At 39.8% G+C, this 19,973-nt stretch carries 20 protein-coding genes and 1 riboswitch; of the genes, 13 read left to right on the plus strand and 7 right to left on the minus strand.

Annotated elements, in window-relative coordinates; all coding sequences use genetic code 11:
* Nucleotides 1-3: 3 nt before the first annotated feature.
* The gene (locus ABVF21_RS11875; protein ID WP_371018243.1) at nucleotides 4-843 is read left to right on the plus strand and encodes a metal ABC transporter permease; all 840 of its coding nucleotides are present in this window, start codon (nucleotides 4-6) and stop codon (nucleotides 841-843) included.
* 17 nt (nucleotides 844-860) lie between these two features.
* Nucleotides 861-1,280, plus strand: coding sequence for a Fur family transcriptional regulator (locus tag ABVF21_RS11880; RefSeq protein WP_303530577.1), 420 nt, complete (start codon nucleotides 861-863; stop codon nucleotides 1,278-1,280).
* A gap of 16 nt (nucleotides 1,281-1,296) precedes the next feature.
* Here ABVF21_RS11880 and ABVF21_RS11885 read toward each other — a convergent pair whose 3' ends face one another.
* Nucleotides 1,297-1,875 (minus strand): hypothetical protein, encoded by a 579-nt coding sequence (locus tag ABVF21_RS11885; protein WP_303530578.1) that lies wholly within the window; start codon nucleotides 1,873-1,875, stop codon nucleotides 1,297-1,299.
* Nucleotides 1,876-2,034: 159 nt separating this feature from the next.
* On the opposite strand from ABVF21_RS11885, the gene ABVF21_RS11890 reads away from it, so the two are divergent.
* Nucleotides 2,035-2,442 (plus strand): hypothetical protein, encoded by a 408-nt coding sequence (locus ABVF21_RS11890; protein WP_226614328.1) that lies wholly within the window; start codon nucleotides 2,035-2,037, stop codon nucleotides 2,440-2,442.
* A 71-nt stretch (nucleotides 2,443-2,513) separates the two neighbouring features.
* Here ABVF21_RS11890 and ispG read toward each other — a convergent pair whose 3' ends face one another.
* Nucleotides 2,514-3,632, minus strand: coding sequence for a flavodoxin-dependent (E)-4-hydroxy-3-methylbut-2-enyl-diphosphate synthase (ispG, locus tag ABVF21_RS11895; protein WP_194219537.1), 1,119 nt, complete (start codon nucleotides 3,630-3,632; stop codon nucleotides 2,514-2,516).
* A gap of 139 nt (nucleotides 3,633-3,771) precedes the next feature.
* On the minus strand, nucleotides 3,772-4,107 hold the full coding sequence (locus tag ABVF21_RS11900) for a hypothetical protein (protein ID WP_303530582.1): 336 nt from the start codon (nucleotides 4,105-4,107) through the stop codon (nucleotides 3,772-3,774).
* A 182-nt stretch (nucleotides 4,108-4,289) separates the two neighbouring features.
* On the opposite strand from ABVF21_RS11900, the gene ABVF21_RS11905 reads away from it, so the two are divergent.
* The 10 genes from ABVF21_RS11905 to ABVF21_RS11950 all read left to right on the plus strand — a co-directional run bounded on the left by ABVF21_RS11905 (nucleotide 4,290) and on the right by ABVF21_RS11950 (nucleotide 12,214).
* Complete coding sequence (locus ABVF21_RS11905) at nucleotides 4,290-5,165, plus strand: DUF1002 domain-containing protein (RefSeq protein WP_371018244.1); 876 nt, start codon at nucleotides 4,290-4,292, stop codon at nucleotides 5,163-5,165.
* A gap of 69 nt (nucleotides 5,166-5,234) precedes the next feature.
* Entirely contained in the window at nucleotides 5,235-5,891 is a 657-nt protein-coding gene (locus tag ABVF21_RS11910; protein ID WP_303530586.1) for an NfeD family protein, read from the plus strand.
* 115 nt (nucleotides 5,892-6,006) lie between these two features.
* Nucleotides 6,007-6,112: riboswitch (SAM riboswitch) on the plus strand.
* Between the two features lie 96 nt (nucleotides 6,113-6,208).
* On the plus strand, nucleotides 6,209-6,352 hold the full coding sequence (locus ABVF21_RS11915; protein ID WP_194222197.1) for a YezD family protein: 144 nt from the start codon (nucleotides 6,209-6,211) through the stop codon (nucleotides 6,350-6,352).
* Between the two features lie 111 nt (nucleotides 6,353-6,463).
* A complete protein-coding gene (locus tag ABVF21_RS11920; RefSeq protein ID WP_303530588.1) occupies nucleotides 6,464-7,186 on the plus strand; it encodes a phosphoadenylyl-sulfate reductase in 723 nt (240 codons plus the stop codon).
* Nucleotides 7,187-7,191: 5 nt separating this feature from the next.
* The gene (locus tag ABVF21_RS11925) at nucleotides 7,192-8,256 is read left to right on the plus strand and encodes an inorganic phosphate transporter (protein WP_371018246.1); all 1,065 of its coding nucleotides are present in this window, start codon (nucleotides 7,192-7,194) and stop codon (nucleotides 8,254-8,256) included.
* Between the two features lie 24 nt (nucleotides 8,257-8,280).
* On the plus strand, nucleotides 8,281-9,429 hold the full coding sequence (sat, locus tag ABVF21_RS11930) for a sulfate adenylyltransferase (protein ID WP_303530592.1): 1,149 nt from the start codon (nucleotides 8,281-8,283) through the stop codon (nucleotides 9,427-9,429).
* A gap of 14 nt (nucleotides 9,430-9,443) precedes the next feature.
* Complete coding sequence (gene cysC / locus ABVF21_RS11935) at nucleotides 9,444-10,052, plus strand: adenylyl-sulfate kinase (RefSeq protein ID WP_306558356.1); 609 nt, start codon at nucleotides 9,444-9,446, stop codon at nucleotides 10,050-10,052.
* 56 nt (nucleotides 10,053-10,108) lie between these two features.
* Nucleotides 10,109-10,894 carry a uroporphyrinogen-III C-methyltransferase gene (gene cobA / locus ABVF21_RS11940; RefSeq protein ID WP_371018247.1) on the plus strand — a complete coding sequence of 262 codons (786 nt, stop codon included), beginning with the start codon at nucleotides 10,109-10,111 and terminating at the stop codon, nucleotides 10,892-10,894.
* Between the two features lie 13 nt (nucleotides 10,895-10,907).
* Entirely contained in the window at nucleotides 10,908-11,654 is a 747-nt protein-coding gene (locus ABVF21_RS11945) for a sirohydrochlorin chelatase (protein ID WP_371018248.1), read from the plus strand.
* Entirely contained in the window at nucleotides 11,651-12,214 is a 564-nt protein-coding gene (locus ABVF21_RS11950) for an NAD(P)-dependent oxidoreductase (RefSeq protein WP_303530595.1), read from the plus strand. Before ABVF21_RS11945 ends, ABVF21_RS11950 begins: the two co-directional genes overlap by 4 nt.
* Nucleotides 12,215-12,336: 122 nt before the next feature.
* Here ABVF21_RS11950 and metH read toward each other — a convergent pair whose 3' ends face one another.
* Genes metH through ABVF21_RS11970 form a run of 4 tightly spaced genes read right to left on the minus strand, consistent with a single transcriptional unit; the run spans nucleotide 12,337 to nucleotide 19,927 of the window.
* The gene (gene metH / locus ABVF21_RS11955; protein ID WP_371018280.1) at nucleotides 12,337-15,723 is read right to left on the minus strand and encodes a methionine synthase; all 3,387 of its coding nucleotides are present in this window, start codon (nucleotides 15,721-15,723) and stop codon (nucleotides 12,337-12,339) included.
* Between the two features lie 40 nt (nucleotides 15,724-15,763).
* Entirely contained in the window at nucleotides 15,764-17,620 is a 1,857-nt protein-coding gene (locus ABVF21_RS11960) for a bifunctional homocysteine S-methyltransferase/methylenetetrahydrofolate reductase (RefSeq protein ID WP_303530597.1), read from the minus strand.
* On the minus strand, nucleotides 17,617-18,810 hold the full coding sequence (gene metC, locus ABVF21_RS11965) for a cystathionine beta-lyase (RefSeq protein WP_371018249.1): 1,194 nt from the start codon (nucleotides 18,808-18,810) through the stop codon (nucleotides 17,617-17,619). The genes ABVF21_RS11960 and metC overlap by 4 nt, the downstream gene beginning before the upstream one ends.
* On the minus strand, nucleotides 18,797-19,927 hold the full coding sequence (locus ABVF21_RS11970) for a methionine biosynthesis PLP-dependent protein (RefSeq protein ID WP_371018250.1): 1,131 nt from the start codon (nucleotides 19,925-19,927) through the stop codon (nucleotides 18,797-18,799). Before ABVF21_RS11970 ends, metC begins: the two co-directional genes overlap by 14 nt.
* Nucleotides 19,928-19,973 lie beyond the last annotated feature (46 nt).

The following is a 19,973-nucleotide window of genomic DNA, read 5'->3' on the forward strand; positions in this document are numbered from 1 at the left end:
AAAATGATAGAAGCTTTATGGAAATTTGAGTTTTTGCAAAACGCTTTTTTGGCGGGCATATTAATTGGAATTATTGCGCCGCTACTTGGAGTGTTTATTGTTGTTAGAAGACAGGCATTAATAGCGGATGCTTTATCACATATTACTTTGGCAGGAATAGCTGCTAGTTTACTTCTAGGTAAGTATTTTACATTCTGGCAGGGCGTTAATCCTGTTTATATGGGAATGGGATTTTCTGCAGCGGGTTCGTTATTTATTGAGCAACTGCGAAAAGTGTACAAGCATTTTGAAGAGCTAGCGATCCCCATTACTTTATCTGGGGGGATTGGACTTGGGGTCGTATTCTTATCATTAGCAGATGGATTCAATTCTGATCTATTTAATTATTTATTCGGAAGCGTCATTGCCATTAGTCGAAGTGACTTAATGGCTGTGGCAGTGATAACGATTATTGTCGTACTTGTTGTGATTTTATTATACAAAGAACTATTTTTTCTCTCATTCGATGAAGAGCAAGCAATCGTATCAGGCGTTAGAGGAAAGTGGATTCATTTCATTTTTATTTTACTTGTCGCGTTTGTGATTGCCGTTTCGATGCAGATTGTAGGAGTACTACTCGTTTCGGCGCTTATGACGCTTCCTGTTGCTGCAAGTATTCGAATTGCTAGAGGATTTAAGCAAACAATCGCATACTCCATTATTTTGGGAGAAATTGCGGTGCTTGGTGGACTTGTTCTGGCATATTATCTAGATATTGCTCCGGGTGGAACAATTGTTATTCTATCAGCGTTGATTTTGTTGTTCGTGCTTCTATTCAAAAGATTAAAACAGTGGAAATCTTAACATAATGAGGTGGATATATGAATGTCTCTACAGCATTGCGTATTTTAAAGGATGAAGGTTATAAATACACTGAAAAACGGGAGGATCTCGTCACTCTTTTCGCCAAAGAAAAGAGGTATCTTTCAGCAAGAGATGTGCTGAACCATATGCAAGAAAGCTATCCCGGGATGAGTGTTGATACGATTTACAGAAATTTAACTCTGTTTGCGGATTTAACGATATTAGAGGAGACAGAATGGAACGGTGAAAAGCGCTATCGTCTTAGCTGTTCAACCAATACGCATCATCATCATCTCATTTGTCTGGATTGCGGTAAAACTCGCCAAATAGAATCCTGTCCAATGGAGAACATTCCAGTAGGAGACTCTGAGTTTGAAGTAACAGGACATAAATTTGAAGTGTACGGTCGTTGTGTTGCATGTCAGGCGTATGCCTAAAAGCGGAAGAGCATAATTATGCTCTTCCGCTTTTATTATGGTGCTTAAGCCACTGTTGAGCTTCTGGCCATGTTTCCAATCGAGATACATTAGAAGGCACTGTTCCTTGGTTGTATGGAGTGTCAAAAAGGATCACTGGGATCTCACATTCCTCTGCAATCGCACATGCATTATCGTATTTATCCTCAAAAAAAACGTCAACGCTATGTTCTTTAATGGAATCAATTTTATCATGTTTTCCAATAAGTTCGATATGATGATAAGGGACGCCATTTGATGTAAACCAGTCTTTTGTTGTGTTGAGTAAATGATCCCCTCTTGCACTAATGTAGAAAAGTTCATAATCCAATTTCCATTCTTCTAGGATAGGATGAGCTTGATCCGCGATAAGGGCATTTGCGTAAATTTTTTCTTCATTTGTTTTTAACCACTCAAAAAACTTTTTTTGAGGAATGCCGAGAAGGTTAGCGAGATTGTACTGAGTGATATCATGTAATGATAATTGTTTATTAAATGAAGAATTTAAATAAGGAAGAAAGGTTTTAGGACTTGTTACAGTTCCATCAATATCAAGTCCGAGTCTTTTGATCGTCATAATAAAACTCCTTTTTGATTTGCTCTCTTTTCATCATATCATAGAAAAGAAAGGCAATAAGAAGGAATTGGGATTATCTTACTGATTGAACGAACATATTCTTACACTCACTGACAAATACTAATCATGCTCCACAACAAGGTAAAGTGAGGGATGTATATGACAGAAGACAGACATGATGACGATCTGGACTTTATCGAGGAGCGCGAAGTTCGCAGCGAATCGGAAGAGGAATATCTTGAGGAAGCTGCAGCTGAAGTAGCCCCTGGTGTATTAGACCGTCCTTATTTACAGTCGCCTGAAAATGAACGTCCAACTGCTGAGGAGCATCATGAACACTTTGAAGCTAAAAGACAGGAACAGGATCGAACAGGAGTGGGAGTGGGTGTAGCTGCTCTTGCTTTATCGGTTATTTCCTTGTTCATACTTCCCGTCATTCTTGGAGCAGCGGGAATCGTCGTAGGATTTGTTGCTAGGAGAAAGGGACTAACAACGCTCGGATCATGGGCGATTGGTGTTGGTGCCGCTTCAATGATCATCAGCTTATTCTTCGCACCGTTCTTTTAGTTGAAAACCTTAATAGAAAAGCCAGGCACTTTAAAAGTGCCTGGCTTTTCTTCTTTGATCAAGAAAAAGAATTAAGAGTTAGCTTCAGCTTTCTCTTTTTCTTCTGCCATTTTCTTGTAATGTTCTTCTGCTATTTTGTCGACTTCTTTTTTCAACTCTTCTACCATGGTTTCCTCAGGAACTTTACGGATAATTTCACCATGTCGGAAGAGGAGACCTTCACCACGTGCACCTGCAATACCGATATCAGCTTCACGCGCTTCACCTGGACCATTCACTGCACATCCAAGCACGGCTACTTTAATAGGTGCTTTGATTGTTGAAATGTACTCTTCGACTTCATTTGCGATTGAAATAAGGTCAATTTCGATACGCCCACAAGTTGGACAAGAAATTAATGTGGCTGCATTCGCTGCAAGTCCAAATGATTTAAGAAGCTCTCTAGCTACTTTTACTTCTTCAACCGGATCCGCACTAAGAGAAATACGCGCCGTATTTCCGATTCCTTTTGAAAGAATAACACCAAGACCGGCTGCGCTTTTAACTGTACCTGCAAATAGAGTCCCTGACTCTGTAATTCCGAGATGCAGTGGGTAATTAAAAGAACGTGCTGCCAGTTCATATGCTTCAGTTGCAAGGTTAACATCGGAAGCTTTCATGGAGACGATGATATCGTAGAAATCAAGGTCTTCAAGAATTTTAATATGGTGGAGGGCACTTTCTAGCATTCCCTCAGCTGTAGGATAGCCGTATTTTTCAAGGATTTTTCGCTCAAGTGAACCAGCATTAACGCCAATGCGAATCGGAATGCCTTTTGCTTTGGCTGCTTTTACGACAGCTTCCACTTTTTCGCGACGTCCAATATTACCAGGGTTAATACGTATCTTGTCTGCTCCACCTTCAATAGCTTTTAGTGCTAGCTTATAGTTAAAGTGAATATCAACGACAAGAGGGATATTAATCCTCTTTTTGATTTCAGGGATTGCATCTGCTGCCCTGTCATCTGGACAAGCTACTCGTACAATCTGACAACCAGCTTCTTCAAGACGATTGATTTCAGCAACTGTTGCTTCCACATCGTGAGTTTTGGTTGTTGTCATACTTTGAATAATAACTTCATCGTTACCGCCTATTGTTAAAGGACCTACTTTAACAGGTCTAGTTTGACTACGGTGGGTAATTTCATTCATGCGAAAATCGCTCCTTTTACATGTAGGATTGCTTACCTCATGATTTAGATCGCTTTTATATACTCCCTTGTAGGGAATAAGACTCATCTGTAATACTATCCCATTGTAGCAACTTTAGAGAGCTATTGACAAGAAATAATCATTGAGCAGATGTTTGGTCATAAGTAGGTATCCTATATTCTTTCCCAATTTGTATAAGAGTTGGATGAATTTTATTTAATGTTTCAAAATCGTGAACGACCGTTTCAATCGGAACCGGTATTGAGCCGTTCGCTTTTTCTACTAAAGAAAGAACAGTATCGCCAGCATTTATTTTATAAACCACATAGGGAGAGTTTTTTTCAGGTGACACTACTTCGACTGCTTCTGATACTTCTGAAATAGCTCTGTTATTTGTAAGGGTTCCTGTTGTTAAATCATAATAAGTTGTATGAAGGACAAGCAGAAATAGGGAACTTAACAATAGTTTTCGCATCTCTCGCAACTCCTTCAGAATGATTTCCTTTGTACTACGATATGCTTGTCCTTCCATGATATGACAGATTTCCTAGTGAATTATCTTTTCTTTCGATCGAGTGTCGAGTAGAATACTAAGAGATGGGGAGATTAACTGAGTTACTCTTCATTAGAGCCTCACGTTAAAAGGAGACCAAAAACATGCTTAAAAAAGGATTGCCGTTTTTATTGTCGATGGTGTTAATGATGTCTATTATTCCTATGGTGGTACAAGCGGATGCGAGCGTCGGAGATGTTATCGTTACACTTGGTGAAGATCTATCTGAAGAGCAAAAACAGAAGCTAGTTGATGAAATGGAAGCTCCGGAAAATGCAATGACGGTAACGGTATCAAATGAAGAAGAGCATAAATATCTTGGGAATTATATAAGTAAAGCGCTAATCGGTACCCGCGCCTTATCTTCTTCTTCCATAACCATTGGTGAAAAAGATGCTGGTTTAAGCGTTGACACAAAAAATATTAATTGGGTAACAGATGAAATGTACGCAAATGCTTTAATAACAGCTGGAGTAAAAGATGCTGATGTTTATGTGACAGCACCAATGGAGGTTTCAGGTACGGCCGCATTAACTGGTTTAATCAAAGCTTATGAATTAAGCACAGATGAAGTGATACCTGAGGAGCAAAAACAAGTAGCAAATGAAGAGCTCGTCACTACTGCAAAATTGAGCGATAGTATTGGCGCAGATAAAGCAACGGAGCTAATGACTAAGATTAAGGATGAAATTGCTACAAACCCACCCGAGACGGAAGATGACTTAAGAACAGTTATCAAGCAAATTGCTAACGATTCAGGCATTGAATTGACTCAAGATGAGTTGGATGGTCTTGTTGAACTGTTTAATCGAATGAAAAATCTTGATATTGATTGGGATCAAATGAAAAGTCAGTTGCAGAACGCGAGAGAAAATCTAGACGATTTTTTAAATAAAGACGAGACACAGTCATTTATTCAAAAAATCATTGATTTCTTTATTGCGATTATTGATGGAATAAAAGGGGTATTTCAATCGTAAAGTGACAAGTGACTGAAACTTTCTTCCCTTTTGAACGTATAAGAGAAGAAGGAAAAGGAGGGAGCGAGGATGGAAATTCTATCTTTGCCAGCAGTTGGCTTTCTTATCGTCTTACTTAGCGTGCTATTCTTGTTTGCTGAGTTACTTGTTCGTGTAAAAGGTATTTTTGGATTGATCGGAATACTATTGCTCACATTTTATTTTAGTTTCCATCTTACTTCTTTATCATCAATTCTCTGGATGGGACTTGTGTTTGCTGTTGGTTTAGGCTTAGTTATTCTTGATGGGAAATTACTCAACGATGGTACATTTGGTTTGATTGGATTAATTATGATGGTTACAGCCGTGGCCATTCCTTCTCCAACTTTCCTTTATGGACTTCTCGTTTCAAGTGGTTTTTTAATTGGTACAGCTGCTTCATTCCTGTTTTTGCGTGTTTTCCCCGCACGCTCTATGTGGACGAAAATGACGTTAAAGGATCGGTTAAGCAGTGAAATGGGGTATAATTCCATGAACTCTGAGTATAAGAGTTTAGTTGGAGAATCGGCTATGACAATTACTCCATTTCGACCAAGTGGAACAATACAAGTCAATGAGAAAAAGTATAGCGCCATTTCTGTTGGAAGTTGGATCGATAAGGATACGGCAGTAGTTATTACGTCTGTAGATGGTACGCGTATATTAATAGAAGAGAAAAAAGAAGAAAGTAAACGCCATCCAATTTAAAATGGTCCCCGAGTCATAGATTCGGGGATTTTTTCATATTCTTTTCTAATCCCTTTATCCCGATCTCTAAACTAGGGTTGACATGTTGTTAGATAATAGTTAAGATTTAGAAAATAACTTATCAAGAGAGACCGAGGGACTGGCCCGTTGACGTCCAGCAACCTGCCTGATTGGCAAGGTGCTACTTCCAGCAAAATGGAGTCCATTTTGGAAGATAAGGTGAATTAAGGTAACCTGATCTGTCTTTCCAATTTGGGAAGGCTTTTTTCATTTATAAGCTTCTCCTCATGATTATTACGACAAAGGGAGGTTGCATGATGGGAACGAAAGACCAGAATTTTTCAGACGTTGCTGTACGCATAGAACGAATGCTAAGTTCGTTGAAATTTGGATCAATTACGCTTGTTGTTCAAGATGGGAAAGTTGTTCAACTTGAAAGAAAAGAAAAAGAACGACTTTAATATTGGCGCTGACTAGAGAAACTAGAGGCGATTCTAACCCTAAAGGTTAGAATCGCCTCTTTTTTTAAACTTTAAAATATATTTCCTTGATCGGAATTGGGAGGGTTAGAAATGAATTGGTTCTATGATAATTGGTCGGGAAAGGAACCTGAATTCAACGTTGAATCAGAAACGAAAGGGGCTCTTGAAGTTCTGAAGCGGGCGTATCAAATTTACCAAGATGATATTGTATATGCTTGTAGTTTCGGTGTTGAGGGTGTCGTTCTAATTGATTTGATTTCCCGAATAAACCAGAACGCGAAAATTGTTTTTCTGGATACAGGTCTCCATTTTGATGAGACTTATGAGCTAATTAATAAAGTAAAAGCCAAATATCCATCTCTAAATATTAAGTTAAAGCAACCAAAGGAGTCGGTCGAGGAACAGGCATTAAGTAAAGGAGATGCTCTATGGGAGCGAGACCCGGGACAGTGCTGCAATTTGAGAAAGATCATACCATTGCATGAAGAATTAGATCATGTAAGTGCCTGGATCTCAGGGTTAAGGAGAGAGCAGTCGCCACTCAGACAAAAGACAAATTATTTCAATAGAGATGATAAGTTTCAGGCGATTAAGGTTTGTCCACTTATTCATTGGACATGGAAAGATGTTTGGAGGTACGTGTACGAAAAGGATTTACCATACAATCCCCTGCATAATAAAGGCTACCCAAGTATAGGATGTGCGGTATGCACTGAAAGCGTATTGGAAGGTAGTGATTCTAGAGCTGGGAGATGGGCAAATCAGGAAAAAACGGAATGCGGCTTGCATCTTGATTCAGCACCAAATCGGTGACGGTCATGACAACCTTAGTTATTACGGTGGCTCTCTTTTTTGCTATGAATATTGGCGCTAGTGGAGCTGCGGCATCGATGGGAGTGGCTTACGGGGCTGGAGCGATTAAAAGAAGAAGTGTAGCACTGAGTGTTTGTGCGATTGGGATTGTTGGTGGTGCCACATTAGGTGGAGGTAATGTTATTAAAACAATGGGGAGTGGCATTATACCTTCTTCCGTACTCAGTCTAAAGGTTATCTTGATTATTTTCATTTCAGCTACAACAGCGCTCTTTCTAGCAAATATGATGGGGATTCCATTATCAACAAGTGAAGTTACTGTGGGCGCAGTGGTAGGAGTTGGTATTGCTTACCGTGCTTTGTACTTTCAGAATGTGATGTTCATTATGTTGTTGTGGATCGTTATACCAGTTATTGCTTTTGCTACAGCTCTCAGTGTGGGGAAATTTTTAGGTCTTTTAAAACAAAGAATCAAACTTACTTCAAATTGGCAAAAGCCACTCACCATTTTTTTAATTGTAGCCGGTTTTCTAGAAGCTTTTTCAGCAGGAATGAATAACGTCGCAAATGCGATTGGACCGCTAGTTGGAGCGGGTGTTTTATCCCTTTCTCACGGGGCATTTCTTGGGGGAGCTTTTGTTGCTTTAGGTGCTTTAGTATTTGGTAAACGTGTTATTGAAACGAATGGTTATCGCATCACAAAGTTTTCACTTGGTGAAGGTTGTGCTATATCAGGTACGAGCGCTGGACTTGTGATTGGAGCTTCCTTATTTGGGATTCCGGTGCCGCTTACCCAGATTACCACCTCATCGATCATTGGTATTGGAACGGCTAAAGATGGATTTCAGCTTTGGCAGAAAGATGTCATTACGCGAATGATTAAAGTTTGGGCAGTTTCACCGGTTTTTTCTTTAGTTATTTCTTATAGTATGATCAAACTTTTTTTAGAAAGTGATTTATATACATTAATTGCAATTGGCAGCGTTATTCTAGCGACGCTTGGGTCAGGAAGTTTAATTCGATCGATTCGCTCTCAAAAGGGGACATTACAAGACGAAGGAAGCTTATAATAAATTCAATTTGGAGGGATTAAGATGGCAACAATTAACGCGCATGGAGGAACATTGATTAACCGTTACAAACCTAATACTGAAATTGATGGGATTATTCAAGAAATTGAGCTAGACACTACTGCGTTAAGTGATCTGGAATTAATCGGAACTGGAGCGTATAGTCCGTTAACTGGTTTTCTTAATGAAAATGAGTATACGTCAGTCGTTCATCACCTCAAATTAGAAAGCGGGTTGCCATGGAGCATTCCTATTACGTTGCCAGTTACGCACGAACGAGCTGCTGAGATCGTAATTGGTGATAAAGTGAAGTTAACTAATAATGGGACTGTGTACGGCACAATAGAAGTGGAATCCAAATATACTCCTGATAAGGGAGTGGAGGCGCGCCACGTGTATTTAACAGAGGACAGTGAACATCCAGGAGTGAAAAAATTTTACGATAGACCAGATGTTTACATTGGTGGACCAATTACACTTATTAAAAGAACCGAAAAAGGCAAGTTTGACCGCTATCATTATGATCCATCTGAAACAAGAGATTATTTTGAACGTCAGGGCTGGAAGAAAGTTGTAGGATTTCAAACAAGAAATCCAGTTCATCGAGCGCATGAGTATATTCAAAAGACCGCACTTGAAACAGTGGATGGCTTGTTCTTGAATCCTCTTGTAGGTGAAACCAAATCAGATGATATACCAGCAGAAATTCGAATGGAAAGCTATGAAGTTCTACTTAAGAACTATTACCCTGAAGATCGTGTGCATCTTGGTGTCTTCCCTGCTGCTATGCGGTATGCAGGGCCAAGAGAGGCAATCTTTCATGCGCTTGTTCGAAAAAACTTTGGATGCACACATTTTATTGTGGGGAGAGATCATGCCGGAGTAGGTGATTACTATGGCACTTATGATGCCCAGAGAATCTTTAGTCAATTTACAAGCGAGGAATTAGGAATTACACCACTCTTCTTTGAACACAGTTTCTACTGTGAGAAGTGCGATAGCATGGCTTCGGCCAAAACGTGCCCGCATGGGAATGAGCATCACGTCATTTTATCAGGTACTAAAGTACGTGCCCTTTTACGAAATGGGGAGCAGCCTCCGGCAACATTTAGTCGTCCTGAGGTTGTGGAGGTACTAATTAAAGGAATGAGTGAGAAGACAGTGAACGCATAAGGGGGAGATTTGAGATGACAGTGAACAATAATTTAACCTGGCACGATACAGTGGTAACAAAAGAAATGAGGCAGCAGAGAAATCAGCATAAAAGTGCAGTACTCTTCTTTACAGGTTTGTCTGGTTCCGGGAAATCAACACTGGCAAATGATGTTTCAAGGAAGCTTCATGAATTAAACGTCCAAAGCTATGTTCTAGACGGTGATAATATCCGTCAGGGTTTAAATAAGGATCTTGGTTTTCGAGAAGAAGATCGCAAGGAAAATATTAGACGTATTGGGGAGGTGTCTAAACTACTAGTTGATAGCGGTCAATTCGCAATCACTGCATTTATTTCCCCGTTCCATAGTGATAGACAAGTAGTACGTGAACTTCTGCAACAAGGTGAATTTATTGAGGTATATGTGAAATGTCCAATAAATGAGTGTGAGAGTCGAGATCCTAAAGGATTATACAAAAAAGCTCGTAGTGGCGAGATTCCTCACTTCACAGGCGTATCATCTCCTTACGAAGTACCGATCAATCCCGAAATCACCATTGATACGGACAACCACTCCAGAGAAGAATGTGCTAATAAAGTGATGTCCTATTTAGTAAAGCAAGGGTTGATTATAAATCAATAACTTTTGAGCTTAAGTGATTTTAAAGAATAAAATCATCTCGTGGAGGAGGAAATCAGATGGGGAAAGTTTATCTAGTTGGCGCAGGACCAGGAGACATCGACTTAATTACAGTGAAAGGCGTAAAGTGTATTGAGCAGGCTGATGTGATCCTCTATGATCGCTTAATCAATAAAGACCTTCTGGATTACGCAAAAGAAGGGGTCGAGTTAATTTACTGCGGTAAGTTACCTGATTACCACACACTAAAACAGGAAACCATAAATCGTTTTCTCGTAAAGCATGCCCTTAAAGGGAAAGTGGTCACAAGGTTAAAAGGAGGAGACCCTTTTGTTTATGGTCGAGGTGGTGAAGAAGCCGAAGTCCTTTCAAACCATGGAATCCCCTTTGAAATCGTTCCAGGAATTACTTCTGGTATTGCTGCTCCTATGTATGCAGGCATTCCAGTAACACATCGTGAACTAAGTTCAACATTTGCATTTGTAACTGGTCACCGTAAAGAAGGCGAAGAAGAAGAATTGCGCTGGGAGAGTCTTGCGAAAGGTATAGATACACTCGCCATTTATATGGGAGTGAAAAATTTACCTTATATTTGCTCGATGCTTCGAAAATATGGAAGGAATAAAGAAACTCCTGTTGCGCTTGTTCACTGGGGAACAACACAAACGCAACAAACGGTAACGGGTACCCTTGAGACAATAACAGAAGATGTAAAGAAAGCAGGAGTGCAAAACCCAAGCATGATTATCGTGGGTGAAGTGGTAAACTTAAGGTCGAAACTGAATTGGTTTGAGAAAATGTCACGAGATGAACAAAGCACTAGGTCGGTCGTTAGCGCCTTATAGGAGGTGGTGGATAGTGAAAGCCGTTCTATATATATGTCACGGTAGTCGCGTGAAAGAAGGAAAAAATCAAGCGGTAGAATTTGTTGAGAAGTGTAAAAAAGAACTTGGGTATCCAATCCAAGAGACATGTTTTCTTGAGCTATCGAAGCCCGATATTTATCAAGGTATATCAACATGTGTACAACAAGGTGCGAAAGAAATCGTGGTAGTACCCGTCTTATTACTTGCAGCAACTCATGTAAAGAAGGACATTCCGAATGAAGTAGAGCGCGTTTCTAAAGAATTTCCATCCATAACTTTTCACATGGGATGTCCTTTCGGAGTTCACGATAAGTTGATCTCTATTATAGAAGAAAGAGTAAGGGAGACAGGAGTTTCCATTCAACAAGATGCAAGTGCTCTACTTGTAGGGAGAGGAAGTAGTGATCCTGATACAATAAGAGATTTAGATCGAATCGCAAGGCGAATCCTTGAAAAGATGAGATTTAAAAAGGTCTCTGTGTGCTATCTTGCAGCTGCAACTCCAACCTTTGATGAAGGAATTAAACACGCTAAAAACGGCACTAATAGTCAGATCTTTGTCATTCCTTATCTTTTATTTACAGGTGTTCTAATGAGAGAAATGGAACATAAAATAAGTAAGTTAGATGGAGATGGTCCAGATTTCTATCTTTGTCATTACCTTGGCTACCATGAATTTTTGAAAGATGTATTGAAAGAAAGAGTAATAGAAGCATATGAGATGGAGGTAAAGGTATGAGGGAATATCCGGTTACCCTTAACCTGGTAGGAAAAAAAGTTGTCATTGTTGGAGGGGGGCGTATCGCACTTAGGAAGCTCAAAGGTCTACTTGGTTGCGGCGCGAATCTAAAAGTAGTAAGCCCTGATATTCACATTGACATTAAGAAATATGTGGATTCTGACAATATTACCCTGATGGAACGCGCAGTTAGGGAGTGTGATCTACATAATGCGTTTTTAATTATTGTGGCGACCAATTTGTATGATGTGAATGAATTTGTTGTCAAACATGCCGAAGATAATCAGCTAGTTAATGCATCACATCAGGCTGACAGAGGTAACGTGTCTCTACCTGCAACGTTGAGGCGAGGAAGACTAGTGATATCTGTTGTCACAGGTGGAGCAAGTCCGTTGCTCGCGAAGAAAATTCGAGATGACCTTTCGTTGCAATATGACCAGTCATATGGACAGTATGTAGAGAGTTTATATAAGAAAAGGCTGGAAATAAAGAACAATCACATGTGTGAAAGTGAAAAGAAGGACATTTTAGAAAAAGCTATGAATAAGACATTTCTTTAATCACATGCTATTGATTCGCTTAAACTATTTTTCTATTTCAAGATCATCAATGATACGTTTGAAGCGATCTTAAAATTACCATAAGAAACAAAAGGAGGAGCCCTAGCTCCTCCTTTTGTTTCTTATAAAACGTTAAAGTATCTTCCTTCTGGGTGAGCGAAAACCATTGCAGTGACAGAGGCTTCGGGCTCCATCATACATCCATCTGTTAATTCAATCCCAATGTCTTGGGGATGAATGAGTGCAAATAACTTGTTTTGATCTTCGAGTTCGGGGCAAGCAGGGTATCCAAAAGAAAAGCGTTGTCCCTGATATTTTGCTGAAAATCGATTCTGCATAGTGAAATCTGTGGGATCTGGGAATCCCCATTTATCTCTCATCAACTGATGAATGTGTTCAGCAAGACCTTCAGCAGTCTCTAGAGCTAATGCTTGTAGTGCATGACTTTCCAGATAATCACCTTTATTTTTTAACTCTAGAGAACGTTCACGAATTCCTCTTCCCGCTGTAACAGCAAAGAATCCAACATAATCCATTTCACCACTTGATACCGAACGAAGGTAGTCAGCAAGACATAAGAAAGGTTCTTTTTGCTGACGAGGAAATGAAAACCGTTCAATAACTGTTTGATGATCATGTGGAGAGTAAATGATCACTTCATTCCCATTGGACTGTGCTGGGAAGAACTGATACTTCGCTGAGGGCTGTATCCAATTTTCTTTTTTCGCTCGAGTTAACAGCTGATCAACCACTTCTTTTAAATGAACAGCCTTCTCGTTTTTTTCCTCTAATAGTCTTGATACCTTCCCTTTAAGACCCAGGTGATGTCCAATTAACATCTGCATATTTATATATGGCTCAATATGTGCAACAGAGTGATTCCTTAAAATATGTGGCTCAAGGTCGTACGGCTGATAAACCTGCACATCAGTCGTTACATTAGAAACAGGTTTAACAGCAACTGCCGTTCTGTTATTAGAGCTAGTTTTCCTTTCTATGACAGGTTGAGTAGCTCTTTTTTTAGAATGCTCTTCCATAAGAGTTCTTTTTTCTTCTTCATTACTTAGCCGATTGGAAAGCGATAGTCCTTCCATTGCGTCCTTTGCATAAAAAACAGGTCCATCGTACTCAGCTGAAATTTTATTATCGGTAAATTTACGTGATAGAGCCGCACCGCCTACCATAATTGGTATAGATATTTTAGCTTGCTTCATATCTTGAGCGGTCAGAACCATTTGTTGGGCAGATTTCACTAATAGTCCTGAAAGTCCAACAAAATCTGGCTGTTGCTCCTGAATCTGATGAATAAGATCGGTAGGGGTAACCTTGATTCCAAGGTCAACCACCTCAAAACCATTATTACTTAATATTATTTCAACTAGGTTCTTACCAATATCATGAACATCGCCTTTAACGGTTGCTAATAATACTTTCCCTTTAGTATGGGAGGCATCTTCTTTTTCCATGTGAGGTTCGAGGAAAGCGACGGAAGCTTTCATCACCTCTGCACTTTGGAGTACCTCAGCAACAATTAATTGGTTATCATTAAATAATTTACCCACCTCTGCCATCCCATTCATTAGAGGTCCATTGATAATTTGAAGTGGAGAACTGTATTCATTAAGGGCTTTTTCTAAATCTTGCAGCAAACCTTCTTTTGTTCCTTCTACTACATATAAACTAAGTCGTTCTTGAAGCGTGAGGTTCGACGTTTGTACTTTGCTTTCTTTCTTTTTACCACGATAATAAGCTGTAAAATCAGCAAGAGTCATGTCGTTTGTTTCGAAAAGAAGTTCATCTGCAAGCCGAACTTCTTTATCAGAAATGGAAGCGTATCGTTCTAATTTCTCAGTGTTTACAATTGCGTAATCTAATCCTGCTTTTGTACAGTGGTATAAATAGGCAGCGTTTAGTACTTCTCTCCCTACAGGAGGAAGCCCGAATGATACATTGCTAATTCCGAGTATAGTCTGACAGTCCGGGAGGGCTTCTTTAATAAGCTTTATCCCTTCAATTGTTTCAGAAGCTGAGCCGATGTATTGTTCATCGCCTGTTCCGATCGGAAAAACAAGCGGATCAAAAATGATATCCGAAGATTTGAGACCGTATTTAGAAATGAGTAGCTCATGTGAGCGTTTAGCAACTTCAAGCTTACGTTCAGCTGTTATCGCCATCCCTATCTCATCAATAGTGCCAACTACAACGGCGGCGCCATATTTATGAATAAGAGGAGTGACAGCTTCAAATCGTTCTTCTCCATCCTCGAGGTTAATTGAGTTGATGATCGCTTTTCCTTGTGAATAAGAAAGGGCTTTTTCAATCACCGCGTCATCTGTTGAGTCAATGATAAGAGGAGTTTTTACTTTATTTACAACATATTTCATGAAATTCTCAATATCTGCAAGTTCGTCACTATCAGGATTTGCTAGGCAAATATCGATAACCTGCGCTCCTTTTTTTACTTGTGAGCGAGCTATTTCAGAAGCCTCTTCAAATTTCTCCTCAGCTATAAGACGTTTGAATTTCCGCGAACCAATCACATTTGTCCGCTCTCCGACAAGAACAGGTCTTGTATTTTCATCATAGATAAATGGCTCAATCCCTGAAATTGCGTGCGGGTGGGAGTGAGGTGCTTTTCTAGGCTGAACATTTTTCACAGAATCTGATATCGCTTTGATATGAGCAGGTGTCGTTCCACAACAACCGCCAACTACATTTAGCCAGCCTTTTTCCGCAAATCCTCTAATTTTTGATGCCAAACTTTCTGGCGTTTCATGATATTGCCCCTCTTCATCTGGAAGACCCGCATTTGGATAGCAACTCACAGAAGTTGTGGCAAGGTCTGATAGAGAGCGAAGGTGATCTCTCATAAATTCTGGTCCTGTTGCACAATTTAGACCAACAACAGCTGGGTTCATGTGTTCGAGTGATAAATAAAAAGCTTCAATGCTTTGACCTGCGAGAGTTGTTCCCATCGGTTCGATAGTACCAGAAATGATAAGGGGAACAGAACGTTTGCTTTCTTTAAAAGATTTTGAAATTCCAATAAAAGCAGCTTTAACATTTAGCATATCCTGACTTGTTTCAACAAGGAGGAGATCTACGCCACCTTCTAGTAATCCTTTTGCTTGTAATTGATAGGATCGGCATAGAGCTTCAAATGTAGTGCCACCTGTAACAGATAATGTTTTTGTTGTTGGCCCCATTGAACCAGCTACAAAACGGGGCTTATCAAATGTCGTCACTTTTGAAACTGCTTCTTTTGCTAGAATGGCAGATGTGTAGTTAAGCTTTTCAGCAAGATGGCCAAGATTATATTCGTCGAGAACGAGATCGGTCGCTCCGAAAGTGTTCGTTTCAATAATATCAGCACCACAAGCTAAGTAATCATCATGAATTGAGGAGATAAGATCTGGTCTTGTTAAAGATAAGTATTCGTTACAGCCTTCGTAATCTTCACCACCAAAATCAGCGGGCTTAAGATTAGCCTGTTGAATCATTGTTCCCATGGCTCCATCAAGAACAAGAATTCTCTTCTTAAGTAGATCTTCAAATGAGGGGTAGACCACTATGAATCTTCCTTTCTTCTTCAATACGAGTTTTTTCTTTAATGTAACGAGTTAATTCTACTGTTAATTCGTAGCGCAAGAACGGTGTTATTAAATAAATGCCATTGAATAAATCGAATGCTGTATCAATTAAGGACTTTGCGATGGCGAGTCCTTCATTTTGTGACTCACTGGCATCGGTGGCTGTGGACATTCGCTTACGTATTGAATCAGATAATTTTATTCCTGGTACTTCATTATGCAGGAATTCGGCATTTCGATAGCTTGTTAACGGCATGATTCCGATGTAAATTGGGCAAGTTAAATGTTTTGTAGCTTCATGTACTTCTATTAATTGTTCTTCGCTATAGATAGGCTGACTAATAAAATAATCCGCTCCATACTGTTGTTTTTTCTCAAGTCTTGCGACAGCTCGGTCAAGATGGCGAACATTAGGGTTAAAAGCTGCTGCGATCGAAAAGGAAGTCTTCATCCCAAGTGATTTACCGGAGTAAGACAACCCGCTGTTGAATTGTTTGATTAACCGTATAAGATCGAAAGATGAGACGTCATATACAGAAGTTGCACCTGGAAAATCTCCTATTTTTGTAGGGTCTCCAGTAACAGCGAGTACTTGATTAATTCCCAGTGTATGAAGCCCCATTATATGCGATTGTAATCCGATAATATTTCGGTCTCTACAAGCTATGTGCACGAGAGGGCGAACATTAAATTGTGACTGAATAGTTGATGCCATAGCTGTATTGCAAATACGAGGTGAGGCAAGGGAATTATCGGCTAGTGTAATAGCATCTACTCCGACTTCTTGTAAAGCCTTCGTACCCTGGAGATACTTCTTTGTATTTAGTTTCTTAGGCGGATCAAGCTCTACGATAACAGAACGTTGCTTTTGAGCAATTTCATGCAAGTGGGGCAAACGTTCTATGTTGTTTTCGGTTTGTGTCATTTCTTTAGCTATTACTTCTATTTTTTTATGAGTAATAGGTTTTGTTCCCTTTAAAGCTTTTGAAGCAGCAGCGATATGTTCGGGTGTTGTACCACAACATCCTCCAATTAATCGAACACCTTGTTTGTGGAGAGATTCAGCACTTTGTTTAAAATAATCAGGGGCAGTGGGATAAACCAATCGTCCCTCCTCATAGTCGGGTAAACTTGCATTTGGATAAGCAGAGAGATAACTAGTTGAAAGGGGGACCTCTTCAAAAGCTTGAATCATGTGATATGGCCCTAGTCTACAATTAACACCTGTCACATCTGCTCCAGACTCTTCTAAATGTTTAAGAGCAGATGGAAGGGAGGTCCCGTTTTGTAAAACCCCGGGTTCATGCATAGAAACTTGAGCTATTATGGGGAGGTTCGTTTGTTTTCGAGCAATCGCAAGGACTGATGAAATCTCTTCAAGATCGTAATAAGTTTCGAGTAAGATCCCGTCAACACCCTCCAGTAGAAGACAGTATAACTGTTCTCTAAAGCTACGTTTAATTTCATCAAGAGAAGTCTTTTGAGTATTGATTCCTCGTATGCCACCGATAGTTCCAAATACATAAGTCGCTTTGTTTGCTGCTTGTCGAGCTAATTTAACAGCTTCAGTGTTCATTTCTTTTACATGATCTTCAAGACCATATCTCGCTAATTTACTGTAGTTTGCTCCATAGGTGTTCGTTTGTATCACGTCTGAACCTGCTTCTATATATGCGCGGTGTATGTTTAAGACTTGCTCTGGTTGCGATAGATTTAACTCTTCAAAACATTGATCTACCCCATATGAATAGAGAAGTGTTCCCATCGCGCCATCACCGATTAGAATATTGTTTTTTAATTTATTAAGGAAACTCATAGTTGACCACTCGCTTCAGAAGCGGAGTATTGCTTTCTAATAGCTGCAAATCCATTTTTGAAATCTTTTAATAAATCATCAGGATTTTCAAGTCCCACAGACAATCGCAATAATCCATCTGTGATGCCTCGTTTTCTGCGTTCTATAGGAGGCATAGAAGCATGTGACATTCTAGCTGGATAGGAGAGAATTGATTCTACGGCACCAAGACTTACCGCGAAAACAGGAATTTGAACATGCTTTGTGAATAGACGCACGGCATTTTCATCAGGTAACCGAAAGGACAAAACTGCACCAGGACCAGCGGCTTGATAAATATGAGTGGAGTGACCAGGGTGATAAGAAAGCCCTGGATAAAAGACTTCTTCTACCATCTTTTCTTTAGTAAGAGCATGCGCAAGACGAAACGCAGATCTAGACGATTGATCTAGTCGACAATGCAATGTTTTTAAGCCACGGAGAACTAACCAGGAATCGTGAGCGCTTAAGATCGATCCAAACGAGTTTTGCAGGAATGCAAGCTGTTCCGCTAATTCCTCACTTTTTACGGCAGCAAGACCAGCGACGACATCGCTATGTCCTGAAATGAATTTCGTAGCACTATGCAATACGATATCGGCTCCGAAGTCTAACGGACGTTGTAGAGCAGGTGTCATAAAGGTGTTATCGACAAATGTTAAACAATTATTCGCTTTAGCTAATTTAACAACGGCTTGAATGTCAGTTACCTTCAGCAAAGGATTAGAAGGCGTTTCGATATAGATTACTTTAGTATTGGATTGAATACCTCTCGCCACTTCATTTAAATCTGTCATGTCTACAAAAGTATGTTTAATTCCAAATCTACCGAGAACGTCGTGAATCATGCGATACGTCCCACCGTAGACGTCTTCAGATATAAGAACGTGATCGTTTTGTGAAAGAAGCATAAAAGAGGTGGCGATAGCGGCCATCCCAGAAGCAAACGCAAATCCCTTAACCCCACCTTCAAGATTGGCAATTGTTTCTTCAAGCGCTTCGCGAGTGGGGTTGCCTGAACGACTGTAATCGTATTTTCCTGGTTGGTCAAAATCCACCTGATGAAATGTAGAAGCCTGTTGGATAGGGACGCTAACAGCTCCCGTAGCTTTATTAAATTTGTGATCGTTATGAAGAAGTTTTGTTTGAAATGTATAATCAGTATTTGTCAATTTGTACAACCTCCTCTTTAAAAATGGACAATGCTTGATTCAGGTCCTGTATTAAGTCATCAATGTTTTCAATCCCAACAGAGAAACGTAGCAGTCGATTGCACACCCCTTTTTCAAGTCTGATGTCTTCTGGTATTTCAGCATGAGTTTGCGTTGAAGGATATGTGATAAAGCTTTCTACCCCTCCAAGACTTTCAGCAAATGTGACAAGTGTTAATTTTCTAAGAAAGAGATCTACCCATTCTTCGGACCGCAATCTGAAAGAAAGAATCCCACCTTTATCTGGATAAAAAACGTCTGTTATTGCTTCATGATTCGTTAAAAATTCAGTTACCTTTCTGGCATTCTCTTCATGCTGCTTCATTCTGAGTGGCAAGGTTTTCATGCCTCTCATTAATAACCAGGAATCAAAAGGAGAAAGCACAGCGCCTGCACCGTTTTGGTATTGTTGGATTTCAGCGCAAATATTCTCACCTTTTGCAACCACAAGCCCTGCGAGAATATCATTATGACCGCCTAAATACTTAGTGGCACTATGCACGACGATATCCGCCCCAAGCAGTAGTGGGTTTTGTAGAAGAGGGGTGAACAAAGTATTGTCTACAATAAATAATAGGTCCCTGTTTTCTGCTATCCGTGCAACTTTTTCAAGATCTGTTAATTTCATTAATGGATTAGATGGATTCTCAACAAAAATGGCTTTTGTACGGTGAGTTAGGAGTGATGAAAGTTGTACATTGCTTTGTGTATCAAAATATGTGAAGGAGATACCATAATGTTTTTCAGCATGGGCAAATAATCGATAAGTCCCACCATACAAATCATCTGAGACGAGAATATGGTCGCCGCTTTTGAATATGGCAAGGATTGCTTGAATCGCAGCCATTCCGGAACTAAAAGCAAATCCCTGATCCCCATGTTCGAGTTCTGATATAGCGGATTCTAAAATGGATCGTGTCGGGTTTTTGGTTCTTGAATAATCGAATCCGGTGGATTGACCGATGCCTTCATGGCTATACGATGTGGAGAAGTACACTGGAGGATTTACCGCACCGGTTTTAGTATCTGAATGATTACCTAATTGGACAAGTAGTGTTTCTAACTGTTTATTCGACATAATCAATCTCCTTTTCATTGAATAAGGGCAATAAAAAAAAGCCCTC

It is taken from the genome of Pseudalkalibacillus sp. JSM 102089 (genome assembly GCF_041366475.1).
Taxonomy (GTDB): Bacteria; Bacillota; Bacilli; order Bacillales; family Guptibacillaceae; genus Guptibacillus; species Guptibacillus hwajinpoensis_B.